Source organism: Shewanella waksmanii (assembly GCF_043643685.1).
Classification (GTDB): Bacteria; Pseudomonadota; Gammaproteobacteria; order Enterobacterales; family Shewanellaceae; genus Shewanella; species Shewanella waksmanii_A.
In genome coordinates, this window is record NZ_JBHZSN010000013.1 from 1 (window position 1) to 21,749 (window position 21,749).

Annotated in this window: 23 protein-coding genes; 9 read left to right on the top strand and 14 right to left on the bottom strand. The window is 44.4% G+C overall.

The window, feature by feature from the left end; genetic code table 11:
- Positions 1–171: 171 nt before the first annotated feature.
- Positions 172–729, top strand: a complete 558-nt coding sequence (locus ACHUFW_RS17655; protein WP_394204859.1) for a gamma carbonic anhydrase family protein — start codon at positions 172–174, stop codon at positions 727–729.
- Positions 730–759: 30 nt separating this feature from the next.
- Here ACHUFW_RS17655 and ACHUFW_RS17660 read toward each other — a convergent pair whose 3' ends face one another.
- Positions 760–1,026, bottom strand: a complete 267-nt coding sequence (locus ACHUFW_RS17660) for a DUF1488 family protein (protein WP_394204861.1) — start codon at positions 1,024–1,026, stop codon at positions 760–762.
- A 12-nt stretch (positions 1,027–1,038) separates the two neighbouring features.
- Positions 1,039–1,857, bottom strand: coding sequence for a shikimate dehydrogenase (gene aroE / locus ACHUFW_RS17665; RefSeq protein WP_394204863.1), 819 nt, complete (start codon positions 1,855–1,857; stop codon positions 1,039–1,041).
- Between the two features lie 174 nt (positions 1,858–2,031).
- Between aroE and ACHUFW_RS17670 the strand changes: the two genes are divergently transcribed.
- Positions 2,032–2,481 carry a group II truncated hemoglobin gene (locus ACHUFW_RS17670; protein ID WP_394204865.1) on the top strand — a complete coding sequence of 150 codons (450 nt, stop codon included), beginning with the start codon at positions 2,032–2,034 and terminating at the stop codon, positions 2,479–2,481.
- A gap of 38 nt (positions 2,482–2,519) precedes the next feature.
- Here ACHUFW_RS17670 and hemF read toward each other — a convergent pair whose 3' ends face one another.
- From hemF to ACHUFW_RS17685, 3 genes are all read right to left on the bottom strand, one after another.
- On the bottom strand, positions 2,520–3,437 hold the full coding sequence (gene hemF, locus ACHUFW_RS17675; RefSeq protein WP_394204867.1) for an oxygen-dependent coproporphyrinogen oxidase: 918 nt from the start codon (positions 3,435–3,437) through the stop codon (positions 2,520–2,522).
- Between the two features lie 34 nt (positions 3,438–3,471).
- Entirely contained in the window at positions 3,472–4,029 is a 558-nt protein-coding gene (gene tsaC, locus ACHUFW_RS17680; RefSeq protein WP_394204869.1) for an L-threonylcarbamoyladenylate synthase type 1 TsaC, read from the bottom strand.
- A 124-nt stretch (positions 4,030–4,153) separates the two neighbouring features.
- Positions 4,154–4,714 carry a DNA topoisomerase family protein gene (locus ACHUFW_RS17685; protein ID WP_394204871.1) on the bottom strand — a complete coding sequence of 187 codons (561 nt, stop codon included), beginning with the start codon at positions 4,712–4,714 and terminating at the stop codon, positions 4,154–4,156.
- Positions 4,715–4,855: 141 nt separating this feature from the next.
- On the opposite strand from ACHUFW_RS17685, the gene ACHUFW_RS17690 reads away from it, so the two are divergent.
- On the top strand, positions 4,856–6,637 hold the full coding sequence (locus tag ACHUFW_RS17690; RefSeq protein ID WP_394204873.1) for a collagenase: 1,782 nt from the start codon (positions 4,856–4,858) through the stop codon (positions 6,635–6,637).
- Between the two features lie 72 nt (positions 6,638–6,709).
- On the opposite strand, the gene ACHUFW_RS17695 is transcribed toward ACHUFW_RS17690, so the two are convergent.
- The 3 genes from ACHUFW_RS17695 to ACHUFW_RS17705 all read right to left on the bottom strand — a co-directional run bounded on the left by ACHUFW_RS17695 (position 6,710) and on the right by ACHUFW_RS17705 (position 9,390).
- On the bottom strand, positions 6,710–7,183 hold the full coding sequence (locus tag ACHUFW_RS17695; RefSeq protein WP_394204875.1) for a DUF494 family protein: 474 nt from the start codon (positions 7,181–7,183) through the stop codon (positions 6,710–6,712).
- A 2-nt stretch (positions 7,184–7,185) separates the two neighbouring features.
- Entirely contained in the window at positions 7,186–8,175 is a 990-nt protein-coding gene (gene dprA / locus ACHUFW_RS17700) for a DNA-processing protein DprA (RefSeq protein WP_463602313.1), read from the bottom strand.
- Between the two features lie 114 nt (positions 8,176–8,289).
- On the bottom strand, positions 8,290–9,390 hold the full coding sequence (locus ACHUFW_RS17705) for a LysM peptidoglycan-binding domain-containing protein (RefSeq protein ID WP_394204878.1): 1,101 nt from the start codon (positions 9,388–9,390) through the stop codon (positions 8,290–8,292).
- A 182-nt stretch (positions 9,391–9,572) separates the two neighbouring features.
- On the opposite strand from ACHUFW_RS17705, the gene def reads away from it, so the two are divergent.
- The 5 genes from def to ACHUFW_RS17730 are packed head-to-tail and all read left to right on the top strand — an operon-like array spanning position 9,573 to position 15,250.
- A complete protein-coding gene (gene def, locus ACHUFW_RS17710; RefSeq protein ID WP_394204880.1) occupies positions 9,573–10,085 on the top strand; it encodes a peptide deformylase in 513 nt (170 codons plus the stop codon).
- A gap of 5 nt (positions 10,086–10,090) precedes the next feature.
- Positions 10,091–11,050: a methionyl-tRNA formyltransferase gene (gene fmt / locus ACHUFW_RS17715; RefSeq protein WP_394204882.1), complete on the top strand. Its 960-nt coding sequence runs from the start codon at positions 10,091–10,093 to the stop codon at positions 11,048–11,050.
- Positions 11,050–12,330 (top strand): 16S rRNA (cytosine(967)-C(5))-methyltransferase RsmB, encoded by a 1,281-nt coding sequence (gene rsmB / locus ACHUFW_RS17720; RefSeq protein ID WP_394204884.1) that lies wholly within the window; start codon positions 11,050–11,052, stop codon positions 12,328–12,330. The genes fmt and rsmB overlap by 1 nt, the downstream gene beginning before the upstream one ends.
- Positions 12,331–12,339: 9 nt before the next feature.
- Positions 12,340–13,749: a Trk system potassium transporter TrkA gene (gene trkA / locus ACHUFW_RS17725; RefSeq protein WP_394204886.1), complete on the top strand. Its 1,410-nt coding sequence runs from the start codon at positions 12,340–12,342 to the stop codon at positions 13,747–13,749.
- 58 nt (positions 13,750–13,807) lie between these two features.
- Positions 13,808–15,250 carry a TrkH family potassium uptake protein gene (locus ACHUFW_RS17730; protein WP_394204887.1) on the top strand — a complete coding sequence of 481 codons (1,443 nt, stop codon included), beginning with the start codon at positions 13,808–13,810 and terminating at the stop codon, positions 15,248–15,250.
- A 35-nt stretch (positions 15,251–15,285) separates the two neighbouring features.
- Here ACHUFW_RS17730 and ACHUFW_RS17735 read toward each other — a convergent pair whose 3' ends face one another.
- The 3 genes from ACHUFW_RS17735 to hemG (ACHUFW_RS17745) all read right to left on the bottom strand — a co-directional run bounded on the left by ACHUFW_RS17735 (position 15,286) and on the right by hemG (ACHUFW_RS17745) (position 18,280).
- Positions 15,286–16,695: an alpha/beta fold hydrolase gene (locus ACHUFW_RS17735; RefSeq protein ID WP_394204889.1), complete on the bottom strand. Its 1,410-nt coding sequence runs from the start codon at positions 16,693–16,695 to the stop codon at positions 15,286–15,288.
- A gap of 219 nt (positions 16,696–16,914) precedes the next feature.
- Positions 16,915–17,574, bottom strand: coding sequence for a CatB-related O-acetyltransferase (locus tag ACHUFW_RS17740; protein ID WP_394204890.1), 660 nt, complete (start codon positions 17,572–17,574; stop codon positions 16,915–16,917).
- A 172-nt stretch (positions 17,575–17,746) separates the two neighbouring features.
- A complete protein-coding gene (hemG, locus tag ACHUFW_RS17745) occupies positions 17,747–18,280 on the bottom strand; it encodes a menaquinone-dependent protoporphyrinogen IX dehydrogenase (protein ID WP_394204892.1) in 534 nt (177 codons plus the stop codon).
- 242 nt (positions 18,281–18,522) lie between these two features.
- Between hemG (ACHUFW_RS17745) and ACHUFW_RS17750 the strand changes: the two genes are divergently transcribed.
- Positions 18,523–18,831, top strand: a complete 309-nt coding sequence (locus ACHUFW_RS17750) for an ArsR/SmtB family transcription factor (RefSeq protein WP_394204894.1) — start codon at positions 18,523–18,525, stop codon at positions 18,829–18,831.
- 42 nt (positions 18,832–18,873) lie between these two features.
- Here the strand turns inward: ACHUFW_RS17750 and hemG (ACHUFW_RS17755) are convergent, their stop codons facing one another.
- The 3 genes from hemG (ACHUFW_RS17755) to ACHUFW_RS17765 all read right to left on the bottom strand — a co-directional run bounded on the left by hemG (ACHUFW_RS17755) (position 18,874) and on the right by ACHUFW_RS17765 (position 21,659).
- On the bottom strand, positions 18,874–19,401 hold the full coding sequence (gene hemG, locus ACHUFW_RS17755; RefSeq protein WP_394204896.1) for a menaquinone-dependent protoporphyrinogen IX dehydrogenase: 528 nt from the start codon (positions 19,399–19,401) through the stop codon (positions 18,874–18,876).
- Entirely contained in the window at positions 19,401–20,858 is a 1,458-nt protein-coding gene (locus tag ACHUFW_RS17760; protein WP_394204898.1) for a TrkH family potassium uptake protein, read from the bottom strand. The genes hemG (ACHUFW_RS17755) and ACHUFW_RS17760 overlap by 1 nt, the downstream gene beginning before the upstream one ends.
- 186 nt (positions 20,859–21,044) lie before the next feature.
- Positions 21,045–21,659, bottom strand: coding sequence for a YigZ family protein (locus tag ACHUFW_RS17765; RefSeq protein ID WP_394204899.1), 615 nt, complete (start codon positions 21,657–21,659; stop codon positions 21,045–21,047).
- Positions 21,660–21,749: the final 90 nt, after the last annotated feature.

Sequence of the window (21,749 nt, forward strand, 5' to 3'; positions counted from 1 at the left end):
GCAGCGCTGCTTGCCGTGTCAGTGGGAGCGCATTATAGGGAGCTGAAGTTTTTGTGCAAGCGCTTTTTGAAAGAAAAGTGATAATTTAACCCTGTTTGGCTATAAATCACCCTGACTTGCTATTTTTTACGCTTTATAATGGCAAATATCGCTATTTATAGGACTTTTACCATGTCGCAATCATTAAGAACGTACAAAGGCATTCGCCCAACCTTACACAATAATGTCTATATTGACCCAGCTTGTGTATTAGTCGGCGATATTACTATAGGTGACGATTCTAGTGTGTGGCCACTTGTTGCTGCACGAGGTGATGTTAACCATATAACTATTGGACAGCGTACCAATATACAAGATGGCACAGTTTTGCATGTCACCCGAACATCAGCTGCAAACCCTGTAGGTCACCCGCTAATTATTGGTGATGATGTCACCATTGGACACAAGGCCATGCTGCATGGTTGTCAGGTTGGTAATCGTATCTTAATCGGCATGGGCGCCATTATCTTGGACGGTGCAGTTATTGAAGATGATGTGATATTAGGCGCAGGGTCTTTAGTTCCACCAGGGAAAACCCTAGAAAAAGGATTTCTTTATGTGGGTAGCCCAGCAAAAAAAGCCCGCCCGCTTACCGATGCAGAAAAGGCCTTTTTGCCAGCGTCAGCTGAAAACTACGTCAAACTTAAAAATGAGTACATTGAAGAGACATTGGCTGAGCAACCAAGCTAATGACTATATTGGTAGTTGAGTGCACTCTACCTACTGAATAATTATTTGGCCTTTTTGATTGAACGCTTCTTGATTGATGAGGCGTTCAGCAAGCTCTTCCACATCAAAACGGCATTGTTCAAACATAGCCAGTGGCTCTTGGGTATTATCTATACCGCTTTGGGCAATCCATTGAGCTAGTTTAGTAAGAGCGACATAACACTCAATCTTCATCCCCATTTGTTGTGCTGTGAACATCACCAGTTGTTGGGCCTCAAGCCACTGCGCGTCATCATTAAACAAAATACTCTGGTTCATAACCTCTCCCAGTTAACTCAGCTGTAAACGCAATGACTGTAATACAGGATCAACTTCAGGCATCACCCCACGCCAAATTTCGAAGCTCTTTGCTGCTTGACCAACTAACATACCTAACCCGTCTGCGATTTTTTTTGCTTGGTGCTGCTGTGCCCATTGGTTAAATACCGTCGGTTCTTTGGCATACATCATGTCATAGCAGCATGTCTGCTTAGCAATAACCCATTGAGGTAACGATAATGACTGACCACTTAAACTGGCCGATGTTGAATTAATGATGATATCAAATGCGGTTCCAACCTCAGATAAATCATTGGCGCTCACCTCACCATAAGCAGAAAAGGTAGTTGCTAAATCTTCAGCTTTGCTCATTGTGCGATTATTTATCGTTAACGTAGCAATTCCAGCATTTAACAGCGCCATCACAGAGCCGCGAGCCGCACCTCCCGCCCCTAGCAATAATACTCGCTTGCCACTTATATCACCAAAATGGCGTTGTAGATCCATGACCAAACCATAACCATCAGTGGTGTCGCCAAGAATGTTACCGTCAGGCAACCGTACCAAGGTATTCACAGCGCCAGCCAATTCTGCTTCTTTGGTCAACTGGTCGCATAGGGCAAAGGCTTGCTCTTTAAAAGGTACCGTTACGTTAGCACCACAGCCACCAGCTTGCCAAAACTGGGCTAATGCGCCAGCAAAGTCATCAACAGGCGCGGCAATCTTGCCATAATCTAATTGCTGCTCAGTCTGTGCAGCAAACTGCATATGGATATCAGGCGATTTACTATGGGAAATTGGATTACCGAAAACGGCATATTTATCTGTCATTTTGATGCAGGCTTTAATGAAGAAGTGCTAGCGAGTCTACTGTGGTTTGATGACAGAAACAAACCCATATAGCGTAATTCAACCGCAGTTTTTTTCACTCGATAAGTTTGCCTCACAATCAAGATTCTTATACGGTGGCATCCATATCAACAAGGTCAGTAGTTAGACGTCATCATGAAATTGTTAAGCAAATTATTTAAACCAAAACCCACTTCGAAAACCGATTTGAATTCACAAAGAGACCCACAACAGTCTAATGCCTACGATCGTATTGGCGGAGAAAAAGTGGTTGCCGCCTTGGCTAAGCAATTTTATCAGCAGATGCAGACTCGCACCGAGGCCCAAGCCTTATTGGCGATGCATAAAGGTCCCATTGCTCATTCGGAACAAAAACTATTTGAATTCTTGAGCGGTTGGCTAGGCGGCCCACCACTATTTGAACGAAAGCATGGTCACCCCGCCCTAAAAGCACGGCATATGCCTTTTGCCATTGATGAACAAATGCGAGACCAATGGCTACTTTGTATGAAAGCCGCTATCGACATTGAGATCAGTGACCCGCAACATCAACAAGCTATTTATCAAGCCATTGCGCAGCTTGCCGATCATATGCGTAACCAATAAACCAGAATCCTGGTTTATTGGTTAGATTTTTTAAACAATTATGAGTTAGCCAACCAATCCTGAGGCTTTAGGTACTCTTCATACAACAACGCCTCAGGGCTACCCGCTTCGGGAGTATAGGCGTATTGCCAACGCACCAATGGTGGCATGGACATTAATATTGATTCTGTACGGCCACCGGTTTGTAAACCGAATAAGGTGCCGCGATCATAAACCAGGTTAAATTCCACATAACGGCCACGGCGATATAATTGGAACTCTCTTTCTCTGTCACCATAGGGAGTATCTTTGCGTCGCAGCACAATATCTTGGTACCCCGGCAAAAATCCATTACCAACCGCCTGCATGAACGCAAAACTGTCTTCAAAACCTAATTGGTTAAGATCATCAAAAAATAACCCACCTACACCTCGTGTCTCTTTACGGTGAGGCAAATAAAAATAGTCATCACACCATTTTTTATACTTGGGGTACACCTCATCGCCAAAAGGCTGACATAGGTCCTTGGCTTTTTGGTGCCACTCAATGACATCTTCTTTAAAAGGATAATAAGGCGTTAAATCAAACCCGCCACCAAACCACCAAACAGGATCAGCGCCCTCTTTTTGCGCAATAAAAAATCGTACATTGGCATGGGTTGTTGGAATATAGGGATTATTGGGGTGGATAACCAGTGACACCCCCATGGCTTCAAAGCTTCGCCCTGCAAGTTCTGGTCGATGGGCGGTCGCCGATGCAGGCATCGCAGCACCTTGAACATGGGAAAAGTTAACCCCTGCTTGCTCAAACACTTTACCTTGGGTCAGGACGCGACTGGTACCACCGCCGCCCTCTTCACGCTCCCATGAATCGGCAATAAATGTTGCCTCACCATCGAGCAGCTCTAATCCGGTGCAAATATTTTTCTGTAGCTGTAATAAATATGCTTTTACTTGTTGAATATCCGGCGCGCTCATAGTTTTTCCTTTTTCTAGCGTGCTGTTGAAATGCTTAACGCAGAACTTTACCTGTTAATACATCAATAATGGTGGAAGGTTTCGCTTCTTGACCTAACTCTCCAACCACAACCCCGTCAATAACGGCACCTAACTGCTCTATCACTTGTTGTTGTGATAATGCAGGGTCTTGGCCCGACAAATTTGCACTGGTAGACACCAAAGGTTTGCCATAAACACGGCAAAGTTCTGCGACACCTGGATGAGCAGAAACTCTGACCGCAATTGAGTTAAATTCACCACACAGCAGTGAATTGACACTAGGATTAACCGGCATGATAAACGTGTAGGGCCCAGGCCAGCGCTGCATAGCAGTCGCCAATCCCGCTTCTGGAATCGCATCTAAATCAACATAGGGATGCAGTTGCTCAAAGCTGCTAGCCACCAAAATTAAACCTTTCTGCCATGGGCGTTGCTTAATTTCTAATAATTTTTCAAGTGCATGCTGATTATCAGGATCACAGCCAAGACCATAAACTGCTTCTGTTGGGTAAGCGATAACACCACCCTGTTTTAATGTCTCGACTGCCTGATTCGGCTGCTGCAATAACATTATAAGCTACCTTCATGTGTGGTGACGCGTGATTGACGTCTTATTCGTTGAGGCAAATTATACAGAGATCACTAATACTCACAACGGTAGTTAGACTAAGGCGCTCTGTGTATGGCTTGCCCAGTTATAACGGACGCTTATATTTGCACTGCTTTTTGGGGCATTCAAGGCGGCTGCCAGCAGCCCCTTTGCGAATAACCAACAAACCAAACCCGCAATCGGGGCATGGCTCAGCAACTGGAGGGTAATTAATCAAGAACTTGCATTTAGGATAAGCACTGCAAGCATAAAAGCCTTTACCATAGCGACTCGTTCTATGCTCAATATGGCCTTTTTTACAGACAGGGCAATCAATCGCATCTGCATCACTTTGGTCGTGCTTTTCAATGTGTTTGCATTGCGGGTATTGAGTGCACCCAATAAAAATACCAAAGCGCCCAGACTTTACCGCTAACTCACTGCCGCATTCAGGACACTCAGATCCACCTATCACTTGGGTTTCAATAGATTCATGATGTACCAAAGGTCGAGTGTAGTCACAAACGGGGTAGTTATTACAACCAACAAAGCCACCATGTTTGCTATTTTTTACCGACAATTCACAGCCACATTTAGGACACAGCTCATACTCTTTTTCAAGCGCATGCTCATGGGAGCTAAACAGTTCATGATCAATTTTAGACATGGCGGTAATCCTAGCAACAAAGCCGTTTGAGTATGGCATTGATGATATTTTATCAAGCAATAACCCACGAGGGAACGAAATAGCACTAGGTTTCTTTTTTATATAAGGATATATTGTATACAAAAATAAAAAGGAGTTCTTATGTTTCGTCGTTCATTGCTCGCATTAGCGATTTGCAGTCCATTGATACTCTCAGGCACAGGTTGCAGCGCTACCGCTAACAAAAATGATGTACTGGTGAAAGCCGATGCCAACGTGCTCAACAGCGTTAGTCAACTATCACCAGAAAAACTATTTAGCAGTCAACAAGCCCTGATTAATAACACCACTTTCGAACAGATGTTATTAGTCATTAATGATCCTAGCAGCACCTTAGCCGAGCTAGATACAGCTCTGTATTATTTACGAGCTCATAGTTACTTTGCAGATATGGAAGCCATCACCACGCCCCAAGCAGAGCAATTAACTCAAGGGCTAGCTGCATTAATGGCCAAAAAGAATGTGGACGCCAGAACTCAGGAACACATCGCAGTAACGATTTACCGTTATTACGACAATAATGAACGTAGTGAACTACTGGCAACACTATTGCCAGCACTTGGTCTGCAACTTCAAGAGTTGGCAAACAGTGACAGCAATCAAGCCAATGATTACGCCCTTTGGGAGACGATACGCACTTATGGTTTGCTACTTAATACCGCCAGAAAAGATGCTGATGGCAGCTTAAATGCGCTACTCACTCAAAATAATGTTATCCAACCACTATTACGCTTTGCTGGCAGCGATTTGAGCATCAGACAACAGCAGGACTGGCCAAAAGCCAATAGTTATTGGGCATTAGCACTATATCGACTGGCATTGCCCGCTAGTGAAACCGAACAGCCCACAGCAGCAGAGAAAGCGATTGATGATGCTGTAAGGGAAATAGCCTTAGCCGACATCAAAAACCGTGGAAAAATAGCTAAAACCACTTACACGTTAGGCTTTCACGTCAACACATTTGCGGGGCAAGAAGCCTGCCTAGCACAAGATGATATCTGCGCTATTCCAAAGCAAGAGGCGGTTTTGCCTATTGAGCACCACTGTTCAGATAGCCTGTTTATCCTATCGCAAGACCTCAATGAGCAAGAGCTAGCAATCAGTTGTAAAAAACTCACCTCTCAAGAAGGTGATTTCCACCAGCTACTGCAAACCAATATGCAACCCACAGCCAATGACTTTAATGAAGCACTACGAGTCATCGCGTTTAAAAACTGGAGCCAGTACAACGCCTATGGTCAATTGCTGTTTGATATTCAGACCGATAATGGTGGTATGTACATAGAAGGAACACCGTCTAAACCAGGCAATCAAGCAACCTTTTTTGCCTTTAGACAGTTTTGGATTGCCCCCGAGTTTGCCATTTGGAATCTCAACCATGAATACGTCCATTACCTCGATGGCCACTTTGTAAAATATGGCGGCTTTGGCCATTTCCCATCAAAAATGGTGTGGTGGTCAGAAGGACTTGCTGAATACATTGCAAAAGGCGATGACAACCCATCGACTTTACGTGTGATCAAAGACAACATCGAACAAGCACCAGATCTTGAAACTATTTTCGCCACTGAATATAAAGATGGCGTTGATAGAACCTATAAGTGGAGCTACATGGCAGTGCGTTTTCTTGCAGAGCATTATCAACAAGATCTGATAAAGCTGAGTCAGTACTTAAAAACAGATTATTTTGAAGGATACGAGTTACTGCTAAAGGATCTCACCGCGCACCAAGACCAGTTTGCTAGCTGGTTAAAAGTGCAGGTAGACAACTTTGAAGATGCAGAGCAAAACAAGCCAAAAATTAACAAGATTAATCGCTATGCCTACCGCGATTACTTGATGCCAGAGCACTTAACAATTAATCCGCAGCACCAGCACTTCTAGAGCCGCAATGTTATAAGTAACGGGTCAACGACATCAAAAAAGGAGGCATCAGCCTCCTTTTTATTGTGTTAACTATGAGTGTAGCCTGCCATCAGGTTGCTCAAAAATCAGATCTTCCATTTGTTCATAGGCGGATTCATTACCTGGTGCATTAAACAACACCATCAAAATCACCCATTTCAGATCTTCTAAAACCAGGCTTGGCTCATCGAGCTCCATAACTCGGTCGATCACCATTTCGCGGGTCTCAACACTCAGCACTTTAATTTGTTCTAAGAACAACAAAAAGCCTCGGGATTCGACATCTAGCTTATCCATCTCAGCTTGAGTGTAAATACGAAATGAATGCTGATCATGATTACACAGATAAGGTTGATCGCTCTCTTGCAACGAAGCTAAGTGCTCCAACCAAGATAACGCTTTAATGATTTCCGATTGATGAAAGCCTGCCCGCGTTAACTCTTGGGTTAGCTCATCTTCATCTACCAGAAGTTCAACCTCACTATGGACATAGTTTTCAAATAGATACATGAGGATATCAAACATGGCTAGCTCCTCTTAAGTCTTATATAACCACCGGGTACAGCTGAAACCCAACCTTGTAGTTCAAGTTCAAGCATTTGCTCTAGTACTAGCTCTATCGTTTTTCCACTATGCTCAACTACAACATCTAATGGTGTAGTCTCATATCCTACACTAGCTAACAGCGGGGCAAATGGCAAATCAGAAGCTATTTCCTCCCCTATATGGTGACGCCGATGCAACTCTTCAAGGTGGGACAATGATAAAGTGTCGATCTCTTCAATAATATCGGCCACACCATCAACTAACTTAGCACCTTGCTTAATTAAATCGTGACATCCTTGGTGATAACCATCAAGAATATTGCCCGGCACAGCAAACACTTCCCTACCCTGTTCCATCGCCAATCGCGCTGTGATTAGTGAGCCACTCTTACGATTAGCTTCTATCACTACCGTGCCCAGACTCATGCCACTAATAATGCGATTGCGCTTGGGAAAATTACCCGCAAACGGTTTGGTACCTGGCCAAAACTCGCTAATAATACATCCCTCAACTTGAATGCCTTGATACAGGCTTTGGTGACGTTTGGGATATACCACATCTACCCCAGTCCCCAGCACTGCGGTGGTTGAATTGTGACTGTCTATGGCCGCTTGATGCGCGGCGCCATCAATACCAGCAGCCATTCCACTGGTTATTACAAACCCTTCAGCAGCTAAGCCTTTAGCCAGTTGATAACTGGTTTCACAACCACTGTGGCTTACCGCACGACTGCCGACAATAGCAATAGTTGGCCGAAGTAATAGCTCAGGATGGCCAATAACAAACAACATGCTTGGCGGGTCGGTAATTTGATTGAGTAAAGGTGGATAACAAGGGTGTGTAGGATAAAGAATATGGTGATGTGCATCACTAGCTTGCCAATCTAACGCCAATTGCTGACGTTTTTCATCAGGCACTAAGCCACGTTTGAGCAAAGATTCTGGCACCGGTAACGCATGTTGTTCATGCAATATTCGGTGCCTTAACTCAGCAACGTCCATGTTATGTAAAAGCTGTTTAATCCGAGCAGGTCCTAGCCCAGAAACCGATGAAACAACTAGCCAATCGACCAGTGGGTCAGTTATCTATTCACCTTGTAAGAAAGTAGGTTGTATGAGTTTGTCTTGCACTCGAACCGGTTTTTCGTTCACTAAAATCAAGCCTAAGCTAACGTTGTCAAATACCTTAAATACCATCAACTCACCACGATAAATGTCTGGCATCTTGATCGCATTGTCAGAAGAAACATAAGACAACATATCTTCGTAGGTGCTTCGGTCTTGAGGCTGAACGGGCTGGCCATCGCCATTGATTACCACGCCGACACCGTCACGATAGATGGAAAAAACATGTCCAGGTTGCACACCATCTTGAGTGCCGCGATCTAAATAAACAACATCTAACTTGCCCATTTCACGAACGTCTTTCTCCGATGCGAGCACGCTTGCTGGTTCAGCTAAATTCGCCGGCGTTGGCATAAAGTACGCCGACATTAACGCTTCATCTTCAATAGGTAACACTCGGTAACCTGCTTTGGTTTCCCTCAAGTTACTCAACAGCTTAATTTTCGACACAGGGCCAGACTCAATCACGCGTCCGCTTGCTGTCAACACGGCTTCTTGACCTAAGGATGCACCATCAGACTCTCGGGTGAATTCTCGCCCTGGGTAATAGACGCCCACTTTTTGGCCTAGCAGCATTTCACTTTGTACGTAAATAATGTCACCCATAACATGGTGTTTAGAGGGGCTTTCACCCCCTAACACCATAGGTTGCTCCGCCAGCCACTGACTATCTAACACACGGTTTTGCACAAGGTATGGGCTAATAAGTGATAAATCTACAGCGGGAATCGCGCCGCCTTTAGGCATTACCCGACCTTCCGGGCTTTTACGTATATGTGGTTTTACGACTAATCTTGGCTCACCATCGATAAACACAAGCGTTAGTACGTCGCCAGGGTAGATTAGGTGTGGATTTGCAATTTGAGGGTTAACTCCCCAAAGACTTGGCCAACGCCAAGGGTCATTGAGAAAATGTCCTGAAATATCCCAAAGTGTGTCACCTTTTTTCACCACGTAGTGATCAGGGTGACCAGACTTGAGGGTTATGGTATCAGCGAACAAGAAAGTACTATTGAGTATCAGTAAACCGAGTAAAAGTAGTCGTTTCATCGGGGTATCCATGCTGTTTGTTCCTTCCTCCTAAACCACTTTCCTAACAGAAAGCACACTCTTGATAAAACTAGTTTAGGGTTATATGGAGCTTTTGCTGTTATTGATAGCCACTAAGGATTAAAATTAACCTAATAGCTTAAGTCAGTATAACCAACTGGCACAGATTTGACAGACTTGTTAAGAGTTTATATATGAGTTTACTAAAAGTATTAAGATTTCCAGATGAGCGATTGAGAACCGTCGCTAAACCGATCACCGAGTTTAACGCTGCGTTACAAACTCAAATCGATGATATGTTCGAAACCATGTACGAAGAAAAGGGGATTGGACTAGCTGCATCGCAAGTCGATTATCACCACCAATTAATCGTAATGGATCTACAAGATGAAGTAGAACGTCCAAAAGTTTTCATTAACTTAGAAATCATTGAAAAGCGTGGCGAATTCACCAACGAAGAAGGCTGCCTTTCTGTGCCGGGTATCTATGCAAAAGTAGATCGTGCAGAGTTTGTGACCATTAAAGCGCTCGATCGTGATGGCAATGAATTCACCCTTGAAGCTGGCGGGCTATTTGCCATTTGCTTGCAGCATGAACTGGATCATCTTAACGGTAAGCTGTTTGTTGACTATTTATCGCCTCTTAAGCGTCAACGCATTAAACAAAAGCTCGAAAAAGCTGCACGACTAGAAGCCAAACAAGGGTAAGCGATTTGAAACCACTAAATATCATCTTTGCCGGTACACCTGATTTTGCAGCTCGGCACCTACAGGCGCTTATTGAATCAGAGCACAATGTTATCGGAGTCTATTCACAACCCGATCGCCCTGCTGGCAGAGGTAAAAAGCTACAAGCTAGCCCAGTAAAACAACTCGCTTTAGCCCATGATATTGCAGTGTATCAGCCCAAGAGTTTGCGCGATGCCGATGCTCAAGCACAGCTTGCTAGTTTAAACGCCGACATTATGGTCGTGGTCGCTTATGGCTTAATATTGCCACAAGTGGTGTTAGACACGCCGAAACTTGGGTGCATCAATGTCCATGGCTCAATACTGCCTCGCTGGCGCGGTGCCGCACCGATTCAACGCGCTTTATGGGCAGGCGATAGCCACACAGGTGTCACCATAATGCAAATGGATATTGGTTTAGATACTGGTGACATGCTGCTAAAGACATCACTGCCGATTGAGGATACTGATACCTCAGCCAGTTTATATGAAAAACTGGCTGCACAAGGCCCAGATGCACTTATTGACGCACTTGCAGGTCTTGCACAAGGAACATTAACCGCCGAAGCTCAAGATGAAGCGCAAGCCAACTACGCAGAAAAACTCAGTAAAGAGGAAGCGCAAATCGATTGGCATAAGCCTGCAATAAGCTTGTGGCGAGAAATTCGCGCCTTTAATCCATGGCCAGCCAGTCATTTCAGTCATCAAGGCGCGACAATCAAAGTGTGGCAAGCCAGTATAAGTAGCACCACAACTGACGCTGAGCCAGGCACCATTATCAGCGCCGATAAACAAGGGCTTTGTGTTGCAACAGCCGACGGTGTGTTGTGCATCGAAAACATGCAGTTACCGGGTAAAAAGGCCATGGCTGTAGCAGATATTTTAAACTCTCGTGCCGAGTGGTTTACCCCTGGGACCCGCTTCATTGACGGAGCTGATGCCTAATGAATATTCGCGCACTGGCTGCTCGAGTCGTATTTCAAGTTTTAGAAAAAGGTCTGTCCTTGTCTGTTGCTCTGCCAGAGCAACAACAAAAGCTAGATAATAGTAAGGATAAGGCGCTGCTTGCTGAGCTGTGCTATGGGGTAATGCGACAACTACCTCAGCTTGATAAACTGGTGAGTGACTGCATGAGCAAGCCACTAAAAGGCAAGCAACGCATTGTCCACCAGCTGTTGTTGGTCGGCTGCTATCAACTTTATTTTACCCGAATTCCCAGCCATGCTGCGATATCAGAAACTGCAGAAGCCTGCCGCAAGCTAAAATTTGAAGGCTTGGTTAAAGTGGTTAACGGCGTATTGCGCACCATACAGCGCCAAGACAAACCCTTACCTACAGATAATGATACCTTAGCTTTTAATACTCCTGCTTGGATTATCAAAAAGCTCAAAGCTGCCTACCCAGACACTTGGCAACATGTGATCGAGCAAAGTCATCAACGCCCACCTATGTGGCTGCGTAATAATGCCCGCAAACAAAGCCGCGATACCTATTTGTCCATGCTAAGTGAAGCGGAAATAGCGGCGACTGCCGGGGCGAGTCACAATGCTATTTTGCTTGAACAAGCCAAAGATGTCGCTCAACTACCACAATTCGACCAAGGTGCAGCATCGGTACAAGATGGCGCTGCGCAGTGGGCTGCTCAGCTACTTGACCCGCAAGATAATGAACTCATCTTAGATGCTTGCGCTGCGCCAGGCGGTAAAAGCTGTCATATTCTAGAATCCGCCAATAACATCGATTTAGTGGCAGTTGATTTTGATGCCAAGCGATTAGAGCGAGTTAAGCAAAACCTGCAACGTTTATCATTGCAAGCTCAGGTGATTCATGGCGATGCAGCCGCCATTGATACATGGTGGCAAGGTGATAAGTTTGATCGGATTTTGCTTGATGCGCCTTGCTCGGCAACCGGCGTCATTCGTCGTCACCCCGATATCAAGTGGTTAAGAAAACAAAATGATATTGATGCGCTGGCTCAATTACAGTCACAAATTTTAGATCATTGCTGGCAGTGGCTTAAACCCGGTGGCACACTGTTATATGCAACTTGTTCAATCTTACCGCAAGAAAATGCGCAACAAGTCAGTGCATTTTTAGCGAGAACACCCGATGCTAGCTTGGTCACGATTGAGCAACAAAGCGACCCATTAACAGTGGGTTGGCAAATTGTCCCTGGGCAGGACAATATGGATGGATTCTATTACGCACGCCTAAAGAAAGGATAACGCGCAAGCATGAAAATTATCATTTTAGGGGCAGGTCAAGTTGGTGGCACCTTAGCTGAAAACTTGGTCGGCGAAAATAACGATATCACCATTGTCGATAGTAACCGTGACAGGCTACGTTCCTTGCAAGACAAATATGACTTACGAGTGATATGTGGCCATGGTGCGCACCCAAACGTACTTAAAGACGCCGGTGCTGAAGATGCCGATATGCTTATCGCCGTTACCAACAGTGATGAATGTAATATGGCCTCGTGCCAAATTGCCTATTCGTTGTTCGGTACGCCCACTAAAATTGCCCGAATCCGATCTGAGCAATACCTTGCACTGAAAGATAAGCTATTCATCAATAGTGAAATCAAACAAAGTGACAGTCGCCCGCGGGGGGGCTTTGTCATTGATGAGCTTATTGCCCCAGAACAGCTTGTGACCTCATATATTCGCCGTCTCGTTGAATATCCAGGTGCATTACAAGTACTGGAGTTTGCTGAAGGCCGACTAAGCTTAGTCGCCGTCCGCGCCTATTATGGCGGGCCACTCGTTGGCAATGCCCTCGCTGCGCTGCGAGAGCATATGCCGAATATTGATACCCGAGTAGCCGCTATTTTCCGGCAAGGGCGACCTATCATGCCCCGCGGTACCACTATTATTGAAGCCGATGACGAAGTGTTCTTCGTTGCCGATAGCCGCCACGTGCGTGCCGTCATGAGTGAAATGCAAAAACTCGATAACTCCTACCGCAATATCATGATTGCGGGTGGCGGTAATATTGGTCTGGGCTTGGCAAAGCAATTACAACGTAATCACTCAGTGAAACTGATTGAACACCGCCAAGAGCGTGCAGAAGCCCTCAGTGAAAAGCTTGAAAATACCACAGTGTTTTGCGGTGACGCCTCAGACCAAGAGTTATTGCTTGAAGAGCACATAGATCAAACTGATGTGTTTATTGCCGTCACTAACGATGATGAAGCTAACATCATGGCAGCCCTGCTTGCGAAGCGAATGGGCGCCAAGAAAGTCATGGTGCTCATTCAACGTGAAGCCTATGTCGATATCGTCCAAGAAGCCAACATTGATATTGCCATTTCACCACAACAAGCGACCATTTCCGCGCTATTAACCCATATTCGTCAAGGCGATATTTGTAACGTCTATTCATTAAGACGTGGCGCAGCTGAAGCCATTGAAGCAATTGCGCATGGTGACTCCAATACTTCTAAAGTCGTCGGCAAGCAGGTCAGCGAAATCAAACTACCGCCCGGCACCACTATTGGCGCGATTGTTCGTGATGAAGAAGTACTGATGGCACATGATAAAACCGTGATCGAGCAAGGTGATCATGTGGTGCTATTTTTAGTCAATAAGAAATTTGTCGGCGAAGTAGAGAAGCTGTTCCAGCCGAGCGCCTTCTTCTTTTAGGCAGCTAATTCTTTAGTCATAGTGCAGTAACCTGCCACAAAGGATTGAGGGTGTAAGCATGCTAAACATTCGGCCACTGTTATTTATTTTGGGAGTGTTTCTCTCAACCTTAACCGTGTTTATGTTTGTACCGCTAGGCTTTGCGCTGTTTTACAACGAAGAAACTGCTGGCGCTTTTATGATCTCTTCTCTTGTCTGTGGCACCTGCGCTAGTGCCTGCATGCACCAAGGACATAACCGCAACCTTAAGCTCAACATTCGCGATATGTTCCTGCTTACTAGCCTCACCTGGTTTATCGTCAGCCTTTTTGCCGCGATGCCGTTCACCTTGTATCACGGCATCAACTATACCGATGCGTTTTTCGAGACCATGTCAGGTATCACTACCACTGGTTCTACCGTCCTATCTGGGCTAGATACCATGGATCACAGCATCTTGGTGTGGCGCTCTTTGCTGCAATGGATGGGGGGGATCGGTTTTATTGTGATGGCTGTTGCGGTATTGCCATTTTTAAATGTTGGTGGCATGCGGCTATTTAGAACCGAATCTTCTGAATGGGGTGAAAAAGCCATCCCTCGAACCCAGAATTTAGCTAAGCAACTGTTTTATATTTATATTGTACTAACCGTGTTATGCGGTCTTGCTTACCACTTAGCTGGCATGAATTGGTTTCAAGCAATTAACCATGCCATGACAACGTTATCGACCGGTGGTTACTCAACATCAGATAGCTCTATGGCCGCTTTTAGCCCGCAAGCGCATTGGGTTGGCACCATTTTTATGGCGGCTGGCGGCCTACCTTTATTGCTTTTTGTTCAAAGCATAAGCCAGAGATCGATGCGCGTTTGGCAAGACCAGCAGGTAAAAGGGTTTATTATTTTTATCTCGCTGGTCTCTTGCACCTTAGCGCTATGGTTATGGCATGGTCATCAAATGAGTATTGCTGATGCATTGCGATTAGCTAGCTTTAATGTGGTATCGGTTGTCACCACCACAGGTTATGGGCTAACCGACTATACTGCGTGGGGCGCCTTAGCCAACGTTGCCTTCTTATTTCTTATGTTTGTCGGCAGTTGTTCTGGCTCAACCTCTGGCGGCATCAAGATATTCCGTTTCCAAATCGCCTTGTCGATAATGAAAGAGCAACTAAAACAACAGTTTCATCCAAATGGCGTTTTTCGCGAACGCTACAACGGTAGAGTAATCAATGAAGATATCGTACGTTCATTAGTTACCTTTATCTTATTGTTTTTGCTAGTTATCGTTTTGCTTTCTATTATATTAGTCTCCACTGGTTTGGATCCAACCACCAGCTTCTCTGGTGCCATCACGGCGGTCACCAATGTGGGGCCAGGCTTAGGAAACGTGATTGGTCCAGCTGGAAACTTCTCCACTCTACCCGATGTGGCAAAATGGGCACTCGCTATCGGCATGTTATTAGGACGGCTGGAGATCCTCACCGTCGCAGTGCTGTTTCATCCCAGTTTTTGGAAGTATTGATTAGGCCGCATTACCCACGCGGCCCAACGGCAGGCTTAAAAGCGCACTAATGATTTTTCATCTTGGCATTTAGCATTCCCCACCTGCTTACTAATAAACAGCTCGGCATACTGTTTAAAGCAACTTGGCGCATTCAATGCGGAGAAATGCACCCCATCTGTAATCTTGATAAATGAAAGCTCACCACGTTTTGCCAGCTGCTCACTATGGGCTATTGCTCCATCTAAGTGGGTTTTAGGATCTAGGCTACCGTGAATCACCAAAGTTCTAGGTAACGATGTCGGTAACGCGGCATAAAATGCATCTTTATCATAAGTTGGCATACTGTTTTCGGCAATCAAGCTAGGTAAAGGACTGGTGAATAACAGATCAGTTTGCTCTTGATTAACCTCGGCCTTAGTTAGTTTCGGTCTTAGGTTGTTTTCTGACGCCGTGATGACCTGCACTAATGGGATCGACGAACCAAAATTGCCATATCCTGGGTTAAATTGGCCATAGTATGACTCAACATCAGCAATGGCTTGAACCAGCGGTTCTATATCATTTTCAGATAGACGCTGAATAATATCAGGCAGACGATTTCTAATATGTGGGACATCAAGCATAGTGCCTAAGGTATTGGTTAAGCTTACTTGAGGTAATTGGTTTGAATAGTCATTTAAGTTGTTTGATGTGGTGATTAATTTAGACAACTTTTGCTTTAATGATTGAGATTTAACCCCATTACATCCACTCGGTTTATCACATTTAGCTATTAAGGCTTCGCCAACCATGTTGACCACATGCGAACGTTGGCTTAAATCAAATTGCCCGTCGTCTTGCATAGGAACTAAGGAGTCTAAAATAATTCCATCAACATTAAATCCTTGCAACTGGCTCGCTCTAAGCACTAATTGTGTACCATAGGAAACAGAATAGATAAAAGTTTGCCCTTGGCCAGAAAATTTGGTGATGAGCTGCTGAAGATCTTTTGCAGCATGGGTGATATTAAAGGCTTTAACGTATTGCGGTGCTGAGTACATTTGTGAAAAGCACTGTCCCCACTCTTCCCCAACCAGCACTTTGCCCCCTACTGAATCAACATGCTCACCTTGGCAAATCGCGCTAGAAAAGCCTGTCCCGCGGTGGTCAGCTACAAAGATATCAAAGTTAGCGAAACTGGCTCTAAAAGTATCGATAATGGAATAAAAGCTTGCTCCTGATTCACCTGGTCCCCCCGCCACAAGCCAAACCTGGCCTTGTGAGTGTTTTAATGCGGGAAACTGCCGCACAAACAACTCTAAGGTACCGCTATCTTGCTTCTCATAAACTAAAGGTACTTCGATTGTTGTACATAAAGAACCCGTTAACTCTGCAAATTGATTGGCATCTTTACACGCAACAAACTCACTAGCCCAACTTCCTTTTAAAAAAAGAAAACATATTAAAAATATGATTTTTCTCATTGTTATCCCTGCCCTGATTGACGCAATAGCTAGCCACTAAAACTTAATTCCAGTTCAATAACATAGCATCAATTAAGGGAGGTTACTTGGCGAAAAAAGTAAAAAGAGATAACTGATGGAGATGAGTCAAAAACCGGCGAATTACCGCTCAACCTAACCAAACAACAGATGATAAAACTAACCAAGCGGCGCTTGATATGCACCGCGACTTACATAATTTTACTGAATCAGGTCATGCTGCTTTGCAAACTGACGCAATTGTGCCACATCTCCGTTAACTAGAATGGGCATAGCTAACTCAATTAATGCGACTTCCCAATCCCACCAACAAAGCTCCAGCAAGGTTTGTCTATCCTGTTGGTTATAGCGCTGTTTAACCACTTTGGCAGGATTACCGACTGCAATGCTATATGGTGGTATATCAGATGCCACAACAGACTGCGTGCCGACAATTGCGCCATCTCCAATGTTTACACCCGGCATCACAGTTACATTCATGCCTAACCACACATCGTTGCCAATAAGCGTGTCACCATATTGCTTGAATGGGTAGTCTGTAATAGCAAGTTGCTCTGCCCATTTGCCGCCAAAAATCGCAAACGGAAAACTAGTTACCCCAGCAGTCGCATGGTTAGCATCCGCCATAATAAACTTTACCCCATGGGCAAATGCACAGAATTTACCTATGTGTAACGACGTACCTGAAAAGCCAAAATTGTATAATACGTTGTCAGATAAAAACTGGCTAGGGTCATTGAAATCGCTGTAATAACTGTAATCACCAGCGGTGACATTAGTAACCTCACTGGCCGCAATAAGCGGTTTAAGCAATAAAGTATTTTCAAAACCATCAATGGGATAGAGTTTATTACTGTCCAAGGTTCGCTCCTATTTTTGTCATGCTATCAGCGTCAGTATAAGCCATACCTTGCAAGACAGTAGACGCTATGCGTTTGATGTTTACTGGATTTGTTATCGAGTGGAAATACAGAAAGGCGGTCAGTTGTGTGGCGTTTTGTGGCAGTCATCCACTGCCACAAATAAATCAGTGCTAGTCAGCTAGGCTCACTAAATGATCGGCATAGACTTTGACATCTTCCCAATCGGTGTAATCAATAATCGCCTTTGGGTCGGTTGGCCCATCGGTAATTTTCATGATGAGTTGAATCATCATGCGGTCATACCAACGCCATGATGGGTAATCAACCTTACCTGCTATCACTTTGACATCTTGTGGTGTCCAAGGTGAAAGCTCAATAAATTTCTGTAGATATTTATTGTTTTCCGGTACTCGCTTTTCAGGATTACGAGCAACCACATTAACACTAAAGAAACTGTTGGGTTTCGCTTTAATGTGCTGTTGATACTGCTTAACAAATTCAAATACCGACTTATGATAACTGCCGTAAAGCACACAAGCACCTAATGCAATCACATCATACTTTTGCCAGTCGATATCAGCCGCTTGGTCAATATGAATGATATCGCAACCAATGCTTTGTGATTGTAAATGCTCGGCCATTGCACGGGCAATTTTTGCAGTGTGGCCACCACGCGAATAATAAAGTATCAGCACTGATTTCATTGAAAGCTCATTCGGATAGATTTAAACCAACCGCCATTGTTGCAGTTGCAGCTAAAATAAACCGCTGAATCGATCACAATTTACTAATTCACTGCCGAGATATACAAGCAAGTGCTAAATAAAAGCGGACTCGATCATACTATTAGCAACTCAAATTGTGTTCACTTAACCGCAGCAGTATCATTATTAAATTAAATTGCTCAATTAGATTAACCTAATCAACCAAAAAGTGAGTTTATCCGATGCAAAAAGAGATTGATGTCAATGAAATGGTGACCAATGCCCAAAGCGCGGCAAAGTGGCTAAAAGCAATTGCTAATCCCTATCGGTTAATGATCTTGTGCCAACTGCTTGATAATGAGTTGAGTGTTACTGAACTAAATGCCTCTATTCCTTTGAGTCAATCAGCATTATCGCAACATTTAGCGGTACTTAGAGCGGAAGATTTAGTGGCTACTCGTAAAAGTTCACAAGTCGTTTATTACACGTTGAAAAACGAGCAAGTAACTGATGTTATTTCAATTCTATATGAAAAGTACTGCGCAAAATAACTCGTTGGCTCACCAAGTTATCATTTGGTGAGCCGATTTCAATTAGCGTTCGCTAAAAGCCTGTCCAAAGCTATCTACACTATCCCAATCTGTAAATTCATATGTGCCACTGGTGTCAGTCGGCCCTTTAGTGATCCACATAATCAATCTAATCATGCTGCGATCAAACAAACGATACTTAGGGTAATCAATCTTACCGGCAAATACGCCTAACTGCTGGGGCTCCCACAAAGACAACTGTAAGAACTTTTTCATGTAAGGATTGGTATCTGGTGTATTTTTCTCTGGCTTACGCGCAACCACATTAACAGTAAAGAAAGCGTTCTTTTTGCTATTTAACACCGCACGATGACGATTGACGTACTGATATAGTGCAGGACGGTGCTTACCATAGCGAATACTGGCACCGATCAAAACTTTATCATAGTAAGACAGATTGATTGCGTGGGCATCATCTAACGCAACCAAAGTGACCTTGCTGCCATTGTCTGTACATATCTGCTGTAAGCGGTCACAAATCACCTTGGTTTGACCGTCAACACTAGAGTAAATAATTAATGTATTGCTCATCAATTCTTCCAAAAAGTTGGCGTAAAGAGAACCAAAAGCGTGAACACCTCTAGACGCCCAAAAATCATTGCCACAACCAACACCCACTTAGCACCATCACCAATACTGGCATAATTACTGGCAACCTCTCCCAAACCTGGGCCTAAATTATTTAAACACGCTGCAGTAGCACTAAATGCAGTAATATTATCTAACCCCATGGCCATTAGTATCAGCATACACACTACAAAAACTAACGCATAAGCTGAGAAAAATCCCCATACCGCATCAATGACACGATCAGGCAACGCTTTGCCGCCAATCCGGATTGAGAACATGCCTCGCGGATGAACTAGTCGCTTTAACTCTCGTGAACCTTGCAGCAACAACAAGATCATCCGCATGACCTTTATGCCACCAGCTGTTGAGCCACCACAACCACCAATAAAACTCGAGAAGATCAGCAGCATAGGTAGAAACAATGGCCACATGTGAAAACTCTCAGTACCAAAGCCAGCGGTAGTGGATATAGAAACCGCCTGAAATAAAGCAAAATCCAAGGTTTCTTCAGCACTATCATAAATGCCTGAGTGATATAGCGTCACAAAGCAGATTGCGGTAAGGATTAACTGAATGGCAATTAGTACTTTAAACTCGGCGTCTCGAAAGTAAACTTTGAGATTTAATCCTCGGCGCGTAAACGCAGCAAAGTGCAAACTAAAGTTGAGTGCTGCAATCAACAAAAACACCACGCAAACCATATTGATAGCAGTGCTATCAAAGTAGCCCATGCTGGCATCATGGGTTGAGAAACCGCCAATAGCGATGGTAGAAAATGAGTGACAGATGGCATCAAACACATCCATCCCCGCCACCCAATAGGCGAACGCACAAGCCACTGTTAACGCAAAATAGATATACCACAGCGCTTTGGCCGTTTCGGCTATTCGCGGGGTCATCTTACTGTCTTTTACCGGCCCAGGCATTTCTGCTCGATACAGCTGCATCCCCCCAATACCCAACACAGGCAAGATGGCCACAGCTAAGACAATAATCCCCATGCCACCTAACCATTGTAATAAGTGGCGGTAAAACAAAATGGCTTTAGGCAATGAATCCAAGCCAACTAATACCGTGGCTCCGGTGGTCGTTAACGCTGAAAACGACTCAAAAAAACTGTCTGTGAGACTCAGATTAGGCTGACTGGAGAAGATAAATGGCACTGCACCTATTGATCCCAGAACACACCAAAACAATACCACTAATAAGAAACCCTCACGGGTGCGCAGATCTTCTTTGGAATGACGATTGGGATACCAAAGGAGAAACCCTAATAGCAAGCTTAGGAAAAATGCCTGAATGAAGGCAGTACCACCACCATCTTTATAGATCACTGCCACTAATGCCGAGGGCAGCAGCGAGATAGAAAACAAGCCCATAAGGAGACCCGTTATTCGTATTATCGTTCTGTATTGCATTAGGGCTTATTCAACTCATCCATATAAGCAAGGCTTGCTCTGCCAGATACTACTGGCGACACGTCAGGGTATTTTCGCACAAATCATTCACCCAGCACAGTGAATAGTGATATATCACCCATCGTAGTAATTCTAAGCCAGCCATCAAGACTGTCAGCAGCTCATCTCACAACGATAACGGCTGTCTTACTGGGGTAATTTCACCTGTAACTTTCCTTGGCTAATAGTAGCAAGATCCTGATTAAGCGTAGATAAATTAGCTTTTGGAATGGCAATAGTTAATAAAATATCGTTTGAGAAAACACGATCTTCAATGATGGCATTCGCTTTCGAAACAAAGTGCTCAATATCTTTAAGCTGGGCATAATCACATGCTAACTCAACACGGTAGCGGATTTGCTTCAAGGTGGTAGGCAGCAGCTTTACCGCTTGTTTAATCCCGGAACTATAGGCTCTAACTAAACCACCAACTCCTAATTTGGTGCCACCAAAATAGCGAATCACCACGGCACCGATTTCACCAATTTCTGCACCTTGCAATGACGCTAGCATTGGCCTCCCAGCACTACCTGCTGGTTCGCCATCATCGCTAGAACCGATGGCAACCTGATCATCTGGCGCTGCTAAAACATACGCATAGCAATAGTGGTTTGCACCTGGGTAAAGCTCTTTGAGGTTAGCAAGTACACACTTAAAAGATTCGTCGCTATCACAATGAAATAGCACTGTGATGAATCGACTATGCTTAATTTCCTCTTCAAACGTGTAAGTTTGCTCAGGAATCAAATAACTCTCTGCCAATGATTAGCCTTTATATAATTTATAGCCTTGATAGTCCTTCACTCAAAATGGACGACCAAATTAAAAAGCGGTCATACACTGACCGCTAAC